This is a genomic window from Maritalea porphyrae (genome assembly GCF_027213965.1).
Taxonomy (GTDB): domain Bacteria; phylum Pseudomonadota; class Alphaproteobacteria; order Rhizobiales; family Devosiaceae; genus Maritalea; species Maritalea porphyrae_A.
Genome location: NZ_JAPWGX010000002.1, coordinates 151,274 through 165,435, shown reverse-complemented (window position 1 = coordinate 165,435; position 14,162 = coordinate 151,274). Strand labels below are relative to the sequence as shown.

The window sequence follows — 14,162 nt, the reverse complement described above, 5'->3', positions numbered from 1 at the left end:
ATTTGCAAGGTGAAGTCGGTCAATTGTCGCTCGCTAGGATCGGGTCAAGCGACGCTGTACTCAATCCACCTGCTGTTTTTACGATATCGGCAACTTTGGTTACAGCTATAGCGGTTTGAGTATTAGAAAACTGAGTTGATGTTTTTCGGATCGCTTCGGCCACCTGTTCAAGGATTTTATTTGTCTGGTCAATTTGTGCGCTCGCGGCGGCCTGCACAGCCGGTGTGCTGTCCGGTGAGAGTTCGGGTTTCGCGCTAGCCAATGCCGCTGAAGACCCTGCGATCCGTGCGATGAGCCCAAGTAGTTTTTTCTCTCTATTTTCACCCACAATTCGGGCAGCATCAAGCTGTTTGATGTAAGCTTGGATGAAGTAAGCGCAGCTAAATTCATGCGGCTGAAAACAGGCCGATACATCGTAAATTTCGACCAGTTCTACATTCCGATCCATAATGAGATGATTTGCACTCTGGTCTTGTGCATGACCAACAGAACTAAAAATCGCCCACACCAAAGTGAGCCCAAATGTGGTTCGAAGTATCATGTTTAAGTCTCAAGTTAAATTATACAATCCTCAATACCATGGCATATGACCCGGTTCAAGACAGCCAATTCGCGCCCGCTTCGTTGCGGTTTGCTTTTCGATACAAAGGGGTCAATGTTTTGTAGAAACAATGCTGGACCATTTTTTGGGGTCCGCTTGGGAAATGGCAACCCACGTTAGGTCAACATTTCGCCAATCATGAATAGCGTTTCGCCTATTGTCCAGCACATAGTCGCCTTGCCTGGAAATGACAACCAATACTGCGTGGCCTTGGCCGTTTTGCGTATATGCTGTGGCAATGCGCAAGGCGCTTGCGGGCAGCCCAAATTTGATCAGTTCGGCGCGCTTGGTCAAAACATAGTCCTCACAATCTCCAGCAGATACATTGATGGACCAAATATCGCCTTTGTCGTTCCGGGGGCGGATAGCACGGTTAATTCCTGAATTCACGCGCAAGAGTAAATCCATCAAGTCATTGGTCATTTCAATTTGCGTCTGACCGCCACCTTGGCATTGTGTTGCGTTGAACAAACAGAATATTTGAAAGCCCGTTGGTGCCAGTGCTTGCCCTACAGTTCTGATTTTTTGCGTGTGAGCGTGCTCAACGCTCTCGTTTTTCCTTTGAAAGGCCTCGTTCAAAGGCGCGCTCAAGGCAGGTGTAATCAGAACAATTGCCATGCCAACCGCACAGGCCAGCATTCTTGATTTTTCAAAACTCCGGTTCATCATAGCCGTCTCCGCGTAGCGCAATGACCACAAGTTGACAGGCAAAGATTCAAATTCGCTTAAAGTCCCTTCGCGTTTTCGCGTGTTCGGCGCTTTTCAAGTTCGCCATCACCTGATAAACACAGCGCCGACCCGGTCGCAGCCTACCCGGACAAAACAAGGATGAAAAAATGAAAACGATCGTAATCTGCTCTGGCGGATTGGATTCAGTGACGCTTGCCCATCGAGTTGCAGCTGAGCATTCGCTCGTGGGACTGCTCTCTTTTGACTATGGGCAACGCCACAAAAAAGAACTTGATAGCGCTGCTATGTGCGCTAAGCGCCTTGGTGTGCCGCATCAAATCATCGATATTCAGCATATTGGCAAAAGCCTTTCCGGATCTGCCCTTACAGACAATATTGATGTGCCAGACGGACACTACGAAGAAGAAACAATGCGAGTGACTGTTGTCCCCAACCGCAATCCGATAATGTTGGCCATCGCCTTTGGCATTGCCGCGGCAAATGACGCCGATGCGGTTGCCGCCGCAGTGCATGGGGGGGATCACTTCATCTACCCTGATTGTCGCCCCGATTTCGTTGCCGCTTTCCAAAACATGCAAGACAAAGCGCTAGATGGCTATGCCAGTATTCAGCTTCTCACCCCCTATGTGCATGGCTCAAAAGCCGACATTGTGACAGATGGCGCAAGGCACAATGTGCCGTTTGCCCAGACGTGGTCATGTTACAAAGGAAATGAAACCCATTGCGGGCGCTGCGGCACCTGTGTTGAACGACGAGAAGCCTTTCACCTGGCTGGTGTTGATGACCCCACAACTTACGCCGACGCTGATTTTTGGCGCGCTGCAACGAGTGGGGCAACTTGATGTACACGATCACAAAAGAGTTTCATTTTTCAGCTTCCCATCAACTAACTGATTTGCCAAGCGACCACCAATGTGCACGTTTGCACGGCCACAATTATGTGGTGGTAGTGGAGTTGCGATCTGCAGCCCTCAATCAATTTGGCTTTGTGCGCGACTACCAAGAACTAGGTGAACTTAAAGCATATATTGATGATCATTTGGATCACAGACATCTCAATGAGGTATTCGAAAGTGAGGCGGTTACTGCCGAATTTTTGGCCAAGCATTTGTTTGATTGGTGCAAACAAAGATTTGCAGAAACGACTGCTGTGCGGGTCAGCGAAACGCCCAAAACATGGGCAGAATACCGCCCATCATGAGCGAGAACAAAAACCTTATACGCGTCTCAGAGCTCTTTGGCCCCACCATCCAGGGTGAGGGCGCCGTTATCGGTCAACCGACGGTGTTTGTGCGCACAGGCGGCTGTGATTTTCGTTGCGTGTGGTGTGATAGTCTACATGCTGTTGATGGAGAATTTCGCAATCAATGGACGCCAATGTCGTCGAGCCAAATATTGGATCAGGTAAAGACCCTCACAGAAAATCAGCCAATAATGATCACCCTTTCGGGCGGTAATCCGGCGATTCAACCGCTGGGCGAATTGATTGAACTGGGCAAATCCCAAGGCTTTCAATTTGCGATGGAAACCCAAGGCAGTATTGCAAAGGATTGGTTTGGTTCGCTTGATGTTTTAGTGCTCAGCCCAAAACCCCCTTCAAGTGAAATGACGTTCGATCCAGAGGCCTTGAACACTTCGATTAGAGTGGGGCGGGGCGCTGGTCAAACCGTGCTAAAATTTGTGGTTTTTGATGACAAAGATTTCGTCTTTGCGCAGAAGGTGGCTGCTATACACCCAGACCTGCCAGTCTATCTGCAGCCCGGCAACCATACGCCACCGCCAGCTAGTGAGCAGCATGCAGCCATTGACCTTGAAGGCATTAATCAGCGCATGTTGTGGTTGATCGATAAAGTAAATCAAACCAAATGGTTCAGCGCCTGGGTGCTCCCCCAATTGCATGTAATGCTTTGGGGCAATCAACGCGGCGTCTAGAATAAAGTGAAAACTATGACCGACAAAAAAGACATTTACGCCAATCTTACCCAATTGGGTGGCGACACAAAATTGCCCAATAGCCCAGAAGAAGCTGTGCTTGAAAAAGTGCCCAATCCGCAAGAGGGCGTGCAATATTGTGTACGCTTTACCGCACCCGAGTTTACCTCGCTCTGCCCCATGACCGGCCAGCCCGACTTCGCGCACTTGGTCATCGATTATGTGCCTAGCGATTGGTTGGTTGAAAGCAAGTCGCTAAAACTGTTCCTTGGCTCATTCCGCAATCACGGTGCATTTCATGAGGATTGCACTGTGTCGATCGGGCGGCGTTTGGTGGAATTGTTGGACCCAGAGTGGCTGCGCATTGGCGGCTATTGGTATCCGCGCGGCGGCATCCCCATCGACGTTTTTTGGCAAACAGGGGAAGCGCCAAAGTCAGTATGGATTCCGAGCCAAGACGTCCCAACCTATCGCGGGCGCGGCTAACCCTTCAAATAGTGTATTGTTTTGGGCTCTGTTGGTGCGGCATTTCCACGTTGTCGCGCGACCCAAATTGTTTTCGGCCGATGTGGCAAAAGGGTAAAACAATTGTCGGAATAAACATTAGCGCCGCCATGATCATATGTCACAAACAACACGGGCTTGTCGCTAGAAAGCGTGATCTCTAAGCGTCCGTTTGCACTTTGGTTGTGTTCGATGGAAATGGTCGGTTGCTCAAATGGGTAGGCTTTTGGCCGCAATGGCAAATATTCACTTTCGCCCTGATGTTCACCTTGTTCGTCAGTCCAAACAAAGGACAAGAATTTGTCTGCGGGAATGTCGGCACTCTTCAGGCGGTATATCTCTTGAGATAGATTTGGTTTGCTTTGAGCGTTGAATGCGGCAAGCGGTTGCACTTCGCCGGACGTGCTCACCAGTTCAATTTCAAGCGATAATGTACAAGGCGCGCGAAGGTCTGAAATGGCGTAAAACACCACATCGCCTGTGGCGGCATCTGGTTGCGCAGTGACCAGCAGAGGCGAAAAAAATCGTTTTGCTGCATAGTGAGTTAGCTTCCAGTTACCGCCATACTCAAGGCTTGACCAGCTCGCAACTGGCCAAGTGTCGTTGAGTTGCCAGTATAATGCACCCATGCATCTGGGCATTTGCGCGCGCCAAAACTCTATCGAAGTTTTCATGGCCAGGGTTTGGCTGATTTGGCTCAAAAAGACCATATCTTCAAAACCATCTGGAAACTTGAAATAGCGCGAAATCGTTTCAACAATCCGGCTGTTACCGCCCTCATTTCGTTGGTGCACATCCATCACCGCCGATGAAACATTGCGGTCCTCAGGTTCAGTGAAGCTTTTGATTACTTCCATCGAGGGGAAAGACTGAAATCCAAACTCTGAACAAAAACGAGGTTTTACAGACCGATAGTGCTCAAAGTCTTTTGATGAATGCCATACGTCCCAAAAATGCATGTCGCCGGATTTATCATCATGCCAGCCATCACCAAAGTTGAGTGGACCGACGGAGGGCGAAGATGGCCAAAAAGGAATGTCGGGTTGGAGTTCGTCAATTGCTTCTTCTAGGGAATGGTTGAGCCGATCATAAAGCACCAAATAACGGTCTCTGTTTGCCTTGCTCTCCTCGTACCAGTTCAGGGCGCCAACAAGCTCATTGTCACCGCACCAAAGTGCCATGCATGCATGGCTAGAAAGTCGCCTAATTTGATGGCGGGCCTCCTCGCGGACAGACTTTAGCCATGTCTTGTCGTGTGCAGGGTAAAGATTGCAGGCGAACATAAAGTCGTGCCAAACCAGCAGACCAAGTTCGGAACATAAGTCGTAAAACCAATCGGGTTCATATTGGCCACCACCCCACACCCGGATCATATTCATATTCGCATCGATCGCCGATTGCAGGCGATCGCGCACCAACTCTGGGGTGCAATTCTGAGGCAAGGCATCTGCTGGTATCCAGTTTGCGCCGCGCATAAACATTTCCTGGCCATTCACGCTGAACGCAAAACGGTGTCCAATATCATCTTGGCTGGTGTCGAGCTCTATCTGCCTAAATCCCACCTTGCGAGATTTTGTGAGTTCACCAAGGCTCACACTCAATTGGTGCAATGTTTGTGGCCCGTTACCAATCGGCCACCACAGTTCTGGATCCGCAACATTGAGTGAAATGCGTTTTGTTGTCGTACCTGGATAATGGGTTATCGTCCGACTTGCTGTGGCTCCACATATGCTGGCCGAAAGCTGAATTTCACCTGTCGTTTGCGCTGAAAAGCTTACGTCGATTTCCAATGTCACGCTGCTGTCTTCAAGATGAATTTGGCGCACCATTAAGCCATCAAAATGCACGGGGTCTGCCTGATGCAGCAAAACATCGCCGTAAATCCCGATGGGCGACAAAGCAATATTCCAGTCCCAGCCAGCATGGCATTGGGTTTTGCGTAGGTAATTATAGTGAGGCAAGCGGTTGTTGAACGACAGATATGGAACCGTGACACTTGAGGCATCGGCGGCTTTTTTTGCCGCCATGCTGTTGGAATGGAAAACGATACGCACAATATTCGTGCCGCGCTCTAGCGCGCCTTTGGTATCAAAGTCCCATCGTCTAAACTGGTTATCGCAAAAACCAATTTCTTGATCGTTTAAGAATACAGTTGCTATGCAATCCACAGCGTCAAAGCTAAGAAGATGCTTGCGCGCCAAGTCGCCATCAAACTCAAACTGAGTTTGCGCAACCCAATTCTGCTCGTGGATCCAGTCCAAAGAGGTTTCGTTATCCCGCCAATATGGTGACGATATGGTGCCTTGAGCGAGTAATGATGAATGCACATCTCCCGGAACAGAAAACGAAGCGCGGATCGTTTGGGTCTCGTTTTCTATGTGCCAGCCCTTATCAAGTTGCAGTAAATACGGTGATGTAATCGATTGCATGATTGATCCTGAAGTTGCGACTTTGAACGGGTGAAAAGAATGGAATGCTTGTGAAGGTGGGCAAGAGAACGTGCTCGGCTGACTTTAGACGGACAAAAGAGCAGGATCAAGGGCCGAAATACCCGGGCCCGAAAATTGAAGCGATGCAATCAAAATTCACCACTTGCATCGACGTTGGTATTTTTATACAATGCTATGTATTGCAATATAATACTTGAGCCGAAACTTGCGGAGGGTAAGTGGGAGACTTGAGGCATGGAGGGATAATGAATTTTCCAAGACTTATGAAAAGCGCAACTCTTGGCGCAACACTCACAATGGCTTTGATGGGGTCTGCTTTTGCAGCGGCAACCCACCCGGTGACTGGCGAGACACTTGCAGAAAACCAGGTCCTACGTATGCGTTTGCTCGATGGAATTCCGTCGCTTGATCCGCAATTGATGGAAGACGTGACTGGTTTTTCTTTCGCGCGTGATCTTTTTGAAGGCCTGTTGAACCAAGATGCAGACGGCAATTTGGTGCCTGGCGTAGCCGAAAGCTGGTCAGCCAACGAAACCAACGACGTGTATACCTTCAACTTGCGCCACAACGCTAAATGGTCAAACGGCGATCCTGTAACCGCCCATGATTTTGTTTATGCTTGGCAACGCTCGGTTGACCCAGAATTGGCCTCTCCCTATTCTTGGTATGTTGACCTTATGTCACTCAAGAATGCATCTCAGATTTTGTCCGGTGACATGGATAAGTCGGAGTTGGGTGTTCGCGCGGTTGATGACTATACATTTGAAGTCAGCTTGACAGCGCCACTACCATATTTTGCATCAATGACTGTTTTGGCCACTGTTTTCCCAGTGCACAAAGCAACTATTGAAGCACATGGTGCAGAGTGGACCCGCCCCGAAAACATGGTTTCTAACGGAGCGTATAAACTGACTGAATGGGTTCTAAAAGAACGCACAGTGCGCGAACGCAACCCAATGTATTGGAACAATGAAGCAACCATTATTGATCGTGTCGAAACTCAAGTGATCAATGATGAAAACGTTGCGTTCACTCGCTATCTTGCTGGTGAGTTGGACACAACAGCGGTTCCATCAGGCCAGTTCATTCGTTTGAAAAAGGAACGTCCAGACGAAACCCTGTCACTGCCTTACCTTGGTTCGTACTACTATAGCTTCAACATGGATGCCTCGGGCCCAGAAGCCTTTAAAGACGTGCGGGTGCGCCAAGCCCTTTCCTATGCTGTTGATCGCAATGTAATTACGGACAATATTTTGCAAGGCGGCCAGCGCCCAGCATACAACGTAACACCTGCTGCAACAGCTGGTTTTGTTGATCCAAAAACAGACTACGCAAGCTGGACGCAGGATGAACGTGACGCAAAGGCCAAAGAACTTTTGGCACAAGCTGGTTACGGTGCGGACAATCCACTTGAATTCAATTTGTTGTACAACACGTCCGAAACGCACAAGAAAATTGCAACTGCGATTTCTGCAATGTGGTCACAAAAGCTTGGCGTAAACGCCATTCCAACCAACATGGAATGGAAAACAATGCTCGAGACGGGTCGCAACAAGGATTTTGATATGATCCGTTACGCTTGGATTGGCGATTACAACGAAGCTTCTACGTTCCTTGATCTGCACCGCACAGGTGGCGCGCAGAACTGGGCAAGTTACGCAAACCCTGAAGTTGACGCCTTGTTGGACGAAGCAAAAACATCGTCCGATCCAAATCCGGCTTATACAAAAATCGAGCAACTCCTGGCCCGTGATATGCCAGTTATGCCGATTTACCATTACACAAGCGTCATGATGAAAAACCCGGCGCTAAAAGGCTGGCCGATGGAAAACGTACAACAGAATTGGTACGCCAAGGACATGTACTTCACGGCAAACTAACTAAACGCAAAGTGGGTTCTGATTTAACCCTAGGCCCTATCTCCCTTTGACGTTCAAGCTGACCAATCCGCTAAGGCGGGTTGGTTTTTGCCTTAGATGTTTGGAGAGGTGGCAAGGGCCTGCGAAATCTCGTTCGCGGTTTTCATAGCGATCGGTGCCAATTTGTCGACCACTTCCTCCGGGCTCCATGCTCGGCCATGCACGCAGATATTCATCGAAGCGACCACTTTGCCTTGTCGTCCAAATATGGGAGCCCCCACAGTTAGCTCTCCGTTGATGCATTCTTGAACCGCAGAAGCAAACCCATCTAACCGGGCTTGCGCGATCAAGGCCAAGATTGTGTCCTTATCGGTAATGGTATGTGGCGTGATCTGGCGCAGATTGGATTGCTCCACAATCTCTTTTGCAGCTTGCTCTGGCAATGCAGACAAATATGCCCTTCCACTTGAGGTGCAAAACATTGGTGCTCGCCCACCGATCGGCGGATTGACCAAATGTGAGTTTAAACTGGGCAGGCGCGTAATATAGATCACGTCAAATCCATGCGGCAACGCCAGATTCACGGCTTCGCCGGACAATTCTCGCGCTTGCAACAAATAGGGCGCGGCAATGGATGAAAGCGGATCAGACGCAAGAAACGTGAATGAAAACTCTAATAGTTTTGCCGATGGGCGCAGTTGACGGCTTCGCTCATCACGCAGCAAATAGCCAAGCGATACCAGCGTATGACAGAACCGCTGGGCCGCGCTCTTGCCTAGCCCCGTTCGTTCAGAAATCTCTGACAAGCTTAGGGCAGATTTGTCGCCGCTAAACGCTTGTAAAACCCGAAGTGCTTTTTCAACGGACCCAACAAACAAAGCATCACGTTGCGTGTCCGTTTCTTCGGTGTCGTTGTTATTTCCAGAAGGGCCACCATGATGATGGAATGATGTCGAAGAGTTGGTCATGTGGCCGCACAATCAATATAAGAATATTCGGTTGCATGTGCGCCATTTCCGTAAAAAAGACGCACAACATTCGAACTAACATATATGTCTAAGCTTTAAAGATAAAGCCCGACGTCGTGGTGAACCTCCTAACTTGATTGGCCCGAGGATGCCAAGAGTTTAAGGTATCGGCTAGCTCGAAACCAGCCGGATCATGTGGTTGTCAAAATGAAGGCCATTGATTTCAACTGGTAGCTGACCAATTGTGCCAAAACTGCCCGAACCAGTGCCGAATTGAAACCCAAATCCGGGCGCTGCCGCCAAAGCACACACATCACTCAGCACCTGCACCTTCTGCACATTGCCGTGTCGATCAAACACCATCGCCCGGTTGCCTTTCGGAGAGCTGACACAAATGTGTTCGCCATCGGCTGAGGTTTCAACCGAGCCAACATATCCGCGCAATTCACGCTGCAAATCACGCTCAATGTTCAAGAACTCAATTCCACCGTCCAACGATAATTTTGCGAGCAACGGCACGTCAGACTTCGCCTCTTCTTGCAACTGTCCACCAACCCAAACCACGCGTCCATCGGCGGTTGCCATATGTCTTAGTGAGAGTTTGTGCCAAGCGAGTGGCGGCTCAAAACTGGCGGCAACAGAGCCGTCCTTAACGCTGAGCCAGCTAACGTTCGGCTTCATTGTGGCAAGGTTGAGTTTGGTACGCGAAAAGTCAGGATGCGTTTCAATTCCCCCGTTCGCCACAATCAAATATTGGTTGTCAACGCTCAACTGAATATCATGTGGCCCAATGCCGTTGGAATAGAATTCACCAATCCGTTCAATCTGTTGTGCACCAATCAAATAGACGCCGATAATGCCGCGCGCACCGTCGAAATCATTTTCCGTTGCATAGAAAAATTTGCCATCTGGCGAGAAAACGCCATGCCCATAAAAATGCCGACCCGCAACGGCGTCAACCTGACCAATTGGGCGCCCATTATGGACAAAAAGCGCAGCAAAAAGCCCCGGGCGACGGGCAAAAACCAAGATGTTGCCGCTGTTGGGGCATTGCACCACATCATGTCCGCGTGAGGGCAGTTTCTCGCTCGAGATCAATTGGCCTGATTGATTCAAAATGGCGAGACCAAATTCGCCATTTTTGAAACGACAGGTGGCGGCAAATAGTTGTTCTGACTTGTAAATTTCGGCGCGGGTCGGGGCACTTAGCGCGGCCAAAAAACCGCCGCCGGCCAGGGCCATAAAATCACGCCGTGACCACATATTAATCCCCATCGAGTGAGGAAAAACCTGCTGATTGGCCAAGGGCTTGCGCTAAATCCTGTCCCGCGATTTCTCCCATGGAACGCAAGACAACAGCTAGATACTCTAGCTTGTTTCGCGCGTCAGAAATTGGTGCTTCAAGCACAAGAGTTTCAAGCTGCGACGCGCGAATGCCGTTCTTTGCTTCAAACAAATAGCTGTCGGCAACCCAATGATCTTCTTCGCCTAAAAGGTCATTAAAATCAACCGCTTCAGCAAATTTTCCAAGCGCAGTGATATTGGCCGCCATGCTTTTGAACGTGAGGCCACTGCGCCAAAACAGAGCTGACTTTGGTGCGGAAGATGCGGCACTTTCACCTAGATATTTCTTCAACCTTGTGTCGAAAATGATCTCAGGGCCATGTGCTACGACGCCCAGAATGTCCCGCATTGTTTCGCTATTGTTCCGGTATGTGTCACTTTTTTCATCCGGCGTTATCAACAGGTTACCGAAACCATCTGGTTTGGTCCATTCTGTGCTAATTTCGGCACCAACTTCGCGCAATGCACTCGCGATGGTTAGCCCATATTGGCACCGAAAACTGTTCTCTTTGTGCAAATCATCTTGAGCGCCAGTTCCGAAAAGCACAAACTCTAGAGCACCCAAACCCTGCAAGGCGACGCTTTTTTGCACCAAAGAGCCGATGGTGATCGCGCTCTCATCTTGTTGTGCGATGACCCGTTGAACTTGTTTTAATCCAATCGATTTTCGGTCGGGCCAAAACAAAATTCTTTCCAGCCGATTTTCCTGAAGAACAGGCCCAAAACGAATGACTTCAATATGGCTCCAACTGAGTGCCAAATCCGAGAATGCAGATTGGGCTGCGGTCAAAGCCTTGTCACTTGGCACCGCGCAAAGGGCGTCCATTGCTTCAATCTGGGCGTCCGCAGCGCTTTCAAAGGCTTGGTACCCCGGAACAATAAACTTATCGACAGCCCGTTGTTCGGCGCCGTCGGCAAAAGCGGGAGCGGTGATAATGAGGGCGCAAATCGCGCTGGCAATTGTTCTGATCATAGGGAGTTTAAAAAGCTCAATAGTGAGGTTCGGTCAAGCCTATTCATTGCGACAATTTGATCGCGCGCCATTTGTGCCTCGCCCCCATGCCAAAGAATGGCTTCAAGCAGATTTCGAGCGCGACCATCATGCAAGAATTGCGTATGCCCAGACACGTCTTTAGTTAACCCAATTCCCCAAAGGGGAGGTGTGCGCCATTCGCGCCCGTTTGCGCTACCAACAGGACGACCATCGGCCAAGCCTTCGCCCATATCGTGCAAAAGCAGATCAGTATAGGGCCAGATTAACTGGAATTGCTGAGCAGGATTTGGCGCGTCTTTGCGGGTGACATATTTGGGCGTGTGGCAACCCGCACAACCTGAGCGATAAAAAAGTTCCTTGCCGCGCAACACTTGCGGATCATCCACATTTCGCCGCATGGGAACGGCCAAGTTTTGTGCATAAAAACTCACCAGCTCCAAAATCGGATCGGGCACTTCAGTATCGCCCTGACTTTTCTGCACCCCATGCGGTGCTGCAAGACATTTGGGTTGACCTATTGTGCATTCACCCCAGTGTTTGGGAATGTAAGGGGATGATAGGCCAAGATCCCCTGCAAATGCCCCCGCGCTCTGCGCCCGCACACTGGCGTGCGAAGCTTTGTGGCCAAATCGGCCAATTTGTTTTTCATACCCTGCATAGGTAACCCAGCTCACGCGCCCAGAAATTCCATCACCATCTTGATCGTTTGGGTCTTGCTTTTGCCAAATATCATTGGGGTGAATTTGTTCGAGCAAACCAAGGCCAATCATCTGCGGTGCAATACGCGGTGAAATCATCACTTCGGGGTCGAGCGGGCCATAGTTCAAATCTGAAATGCTGTAGCTTGGTGCCCTCAAATAGGCGGTTTCACCATCGGCCAATTCTACTTTGATTTCTTCATATGTGACTTGCATTTGTCCTTCTGCAAGCAAACCCGGCACGGCCAGATCTTGCAGCTGACGGCCATAAGTTGGCTCTTCAATCACCTGCAATTCACCCGACGCAATCACCGCCTTGTCCGCCGCAGTGCGTGGCGGCACGGAAAGGCGCAAAAACATAGAAACACGATCGTCTGTTGTGTTGGTCGGTGGGTGACCGCGCCCATCTTTTATGTGGCAGGATTGGCAAGCGCGCGCATTGAACAAGGGCCCAAGCCCATCAGATGCAAAAGTGGAAGATGGGGAGGAAACCCAGAGCTTTTCAAAAAAGGCGTTGCCAAGGTTAAACTTCTCTTCTTCTTCAAAAGTCAAATTGGCTGAGAAATGTGAAAAGGCATCTCGTGACACCAACTTGCGTGACGTCGCCGCACCGCCTTGCATGTTCTCAAACCGTTCGGGTTTGGAAAAATCATCAGTGATTTTTGTAGCAGCGTAGACTTTGGCGCGCGCCGAAGCGTTCAAATCGGCACGTTGCAAATCTTGTTCTTGTGCGGCCGCTTGTCCAACAAACACGGAGAAATATACAAGGCTAACCAAAAAGCTGCGGGCCAAATCACATCTCCAACAAAGGTAAAGGGTCGCCAATTGGCGACCCTTTAAGTTCTTATTCAAAAACAGCGTTTGGATTGTCCAAGCTATCTGACCCTTCAATGGCCACATCAGCCAAATCAAGTTTAGCGACAACGCGTTCTATTGAGCGGGTTTGATCGATCAAAGCATCAATTGCTGCTTGTACAACGGCGTTGCCTTCTTCATTACCCTCGCCAATCATTTGGTCGTAGGCCTCAGTTGATGTGCGATCAACCATGTGCTGCATTTTAGCCATTGTGGCATCCAGCTTGCCGCGCAGTTCTTGGTCCAGATCTGCATCCACATGAGCAATGAAATCTGCCAATGATGGTCCAGAAACAACAGAACCATCTACACGCGTATATTGGCCCAAATAGACATTCTGAATGCCTTTGGCGTCGTAGAAATGGGAGTTGTGCGTATTGTCAGAAAAGCAATCATGCTCTTCTTCTGGATCGTGCACCAAAAGGCCAAGGCGCATCCGCTCGCCTGCCAACTCGCCATAAGACAAAGAACCCATGCCGGTTAAAATGGTTGACAGGCCAGCCTTATCGTCAGCGGAAACGACAGCTTCTCGTGCCGCGCCACCTTGTGCCCAGGCGGCAACCATTTCTTCTAAATCAGAAATTGTTAGTTCGGATGCGGCCTTGAGAAAGTCGCGCCGACGGTCGCAATTGCCACCGGTGCAATTGGCCACATCAAAATCGGTTGCCGGGCGATTGCCTGCACCTGGACCCGTACCATTTAGGTCTTGTCCCCAAAGCAAAAACTCTATGGCGTGATAGCCAGACGCCACATTGGCCTCAACACCACCAGCCTCATGCAGTTTATTGGCAATTGCATCTGGGGTTATCGTGTCGATTTGGACCGGCTCGCCATTAATGATGACTTGTTTGTTGGCAATAACATTTGCAGTGTAAAGGCCGTTTTCGTCGCTTTCAGCGCCGTAGTACCCAAGGTCTACATAGTCGATCAACCCCTCATCAAGTGGCCAAGCGTTTACCTTGCCTTCCCACTCATCAACAATTGCATTGCCGAACCGATAGGCTTCTGTTTGCTGATAAGGAACCCGAGCAGCGATCCAAGCTGTACGTGCGGCATCCAGGTTGGCGGCGGTGGGCTCGCTGAGCAAATTGTCGATGGCCTGATCAAGCGCCTTTGCGGTGATCAAACTGTCTTCGTAACCGGCCTGCGCAATATCTGCATAGTTTGCCAATAGGCTTTTTACATCGTGTGCGCCAGCAAATGCCGATGACGTCATCAGGGCTGTAACAGCACCCGCAGTTGCCAAAGATTTAAAAATTTTCATCCG

The 14,162-nt window shown here is 49.7% G+C and carries 13 protein-coding genes; 5 read left to right on the top strand and 8 right to left on the bottom strand.

Annotated features, from left to right (window positions below):
* Positions 1-19: 19 nt before the first annotated feature.
* Complete coding sequence (locus tag O4H47_RS05650) at positions 20-541, bottom strand: hypothetical protein (protein ID WP_269392986.1); 522 nt, start codon at positions 539-541, stop codon at positions 20-22.
* Positions 542-652: 111 nt separating this feature from the next.
* Positions 653-1,270 carry a transglutaminase-like cysteine peptidase gene (locus O4H47_RS05645; RefSeq protein WP_269392985.1) on the bottom strand — a complete coding sequence of 206 codons (618 nt, stop codon included), beginning with the start codon at positions 1,268-1,270 and terminating at the stop codon, positions 653-655.
* A 167-nt stretch (positions 1,271-1,437) separates the two neighbouring features.
* Here O4H47_RS05645 and queC point away from each other — a divergent pair, with 167 nt between their 5' ends.
* From queC to queF, 4 genes are read left to right on the top strand one after another with little or no spacing between them, the layout of a single operon-like run.
* Entirely contained in the window at positions 1,438-2,133 is a 696-nt protein-coding gene (queC, locus tag O4H47_RS05640) for a 7-cyano-7-deazaguanine synthase QueC (protein WP_269392984.1), read from the top strand.
* Positions 2,133-2,492, top strand: a complete 360-nt coding sequence (queD, locus tag O4H47_RS05635; protein WP_269392983.1) for a 6-carboxytetrahydropterin synthase QueD — start codon at positions 2,133-2,135, stop codon at positions 2,490-2,492. Before queC ends, queD begins: the two co-directional genes overlap by 1 nt.
* The gene (queE, locus tag O4H47_RS05630) at positions 2,468-3,223 is read left to right on the top strand and encodes a 7-carboxy-7-deazaguanine synthase QueE (protein ID WP_419719598.1); all 756 of its coding nucleotides are present in this window, start codon (positions 2,468-2,470) and stop codon (positions 3,221-3,223) included. The genes queD and queE overlap by 25 nt, the downstream gene beginning before the upstream one ends.
* 15 nt (positions 3,224-3,238) lie before the next feature.
* Entirely contained in the window at positions 3,239-3,709 is a 471-nt protein-coding gene (gene queF / locus O4H47_RS05625) for a preQ(1) synthase (protein WP_269392981.1), read from the top strand.
* Here the strand turns inward: queF and O4H47_RS05620 are convergent.
* Entirely contained in the window at positions 3,706-6,156 is a 2,451-nt protein-coding gene (locus O4H47_RS05620) for a beta-mannosidase (protein WP_269392980.1), read from the bottom strand. The genes queF and O4H47_RS05620 overlap by 4 nt on opposite strands.
* A gap of 266 nt (positions 6,157-6,422) precedes the next feature.
* On the opposite strand from O4H47_RS05620, the gene O4H47_RS05615 reads away from it, so the two are divergent.
* A complete protein-coding gene (locus O4H47_RS05615; RefSeq protein ID WP_269392979.1) occupies positions 6,423-8,057 on the top strand; it encodes a peptide ABC transporter substrate-binding protein in 1,635 nt (544 codons plus the stop codon).
* 92 nt (positions 8,058-8,149) lie between these two features.
* On the opposite strand, the gene O4H47_RS05610 is transcribed toward O4H47_RS05615, so the two are convergent.
* The 5 genes from O4H47_RS05610 to O4H47_RS05590 form a co-directional block, all read right to left on the bottom strand.
* A complete protein-coding gene (locus tag O4H47_RS05610) occupies positions 8,150-9,004 on the bottom strand; it encodes an IclR family transcriptional regulator (protein ID WP_269392978.1) in 855 nt (284 codons plus the stop codon).
* A gap of 171 nt (positions 9,005-9,175) precedes the next feature.
* On the bottom strand, positions 9,176-10,267 hold the full coding sequence (locus O4H47_RS05605; RefSeq protein ID WP_269392977.1) for a DUF1513 domain-containing protein: 1,092 nt from the start codon (positions 10,265-10,267) through the stop codon (positions 9,176-9,178).
* Position 10,268: 1 nt separating this feature from the next.
* Positions 10,269-11,321 (bottom strand): imelysin family protein, encoded by a 1,053-nt coding sequence (locus O4H47_RS05600; protein ID WP_269392976.1) that lies wholly within the window; start codon positions 11,319-11,321, stop codon positions 10,269-10,271.
* Positions 11,318-12,832 (bottom strand): di-heme oxidoredictase family protein, encoded by a 1,515-nt coding sequence (locus O4H47_RS05595; protein ID WP_419719597.1) that lies wholly within the window; start codon positions 12,830-12,832, stop codon positions 11,318-11,320. Before O4H47_RS05595 ends, O4H47_RS05600 begins: the two co-directional genes overlap by 4 nt.
* A gap of 52 nt (positions 12,833-12,884) precedes the next feature.
* A complete protein-coding gene (locus tag O4H47_RS05590; RefSeq protein WP_269392975.1) occupies positions 12,885-14,159 on the bottom strand; it encodes an imelysin family protein in 1,275 nt (424 codons plus the stop codon).
* Positions 14,160-14,162: the final 3 nt, after the last annotated feature.

Bases quoted from the DNA above. Each gene is read 5' to 3' on its own strand.
- O4H47_RS05650 (WP_269392986.1), bottom strand. From the start codon at position 541: ATGATACTTCGAACCACATTTGGGCTCACTTTGGTGTGGGCGATTTTT.
- O4H47_RS05645 (WP_269392985.1), bottom strand. From the start codon at position 1,270: ATGATGAACCGGAGTTTTGAAAAATCAAGAATGCTGGCCTGTGCGGTT.
- queC (WP_269392984.1), top strand. From the start codon at position 1,438: ATGAAAACGATCGTAATCTGCTCTGGCGGATTGGATTCAGTGACGCTT.
- queD (WP_269392983.1), top strand. From the start codon at position 2,133: ATGTACACGATCACAAAAGAGTTTCATTTTTCAGCTTCCCATCAACTA.
- queE (WP_419719598.1), top strand. From the start codon at position 2,468: ATGGGCAGAATACCGCCCATCATGAGCGAGAACAAAAACCTTATACGC.
- queF (WP_269392981.1), top strand. From the start codon at position 3,239: ATGACCGACAAAAAAGACATTTACGCCAATCTTACCCAATTGGGTGGC.
- O4H47_RS05620 (WP_269392980.1), bottom strand. From the start codon at position 6,156: ATGCAATCGATTACATCACCGTATTTACTGCAACTTGATAAGGGCTGG.
- O4H47_RS05615 (WP_269392979.1), top strand. From the start codon at position 6,423: ATGAATTTTCCAAGACTTATGAAAAGCGCAACTCTTGGCGCAACACTC.
- O4H47_RS05610 (WP_269392978.1), bottom strand. From the start codon at position 9,004: ATGACCAACTCTTCGACATCATTCCATCATCATGGTGGCCCTTCTGGA.
- O4H47_RS05605 (WP_269392977.1), bottom strand. From the start codon at position 10,267: ATGTGGTCACGGCGTGATTTTATGGCCCTGGCCGGCGGCGGTTTTTTG.
- O4H47_RS05600 (WP_269392976.1), bottom strand. From the start codon at position 11,321: ATGATCAGAACAATTGCCAGCGCGATTTGCGCCCTCATTATCACCGCT.
- O4H47_RS05590 (WP_269392975.1), bottom strand. From the start codon at position 14,159: ATGAAAATTTTTAAATCTTTGGCAACTGCGGGTGCTGTTACAGCCCTG.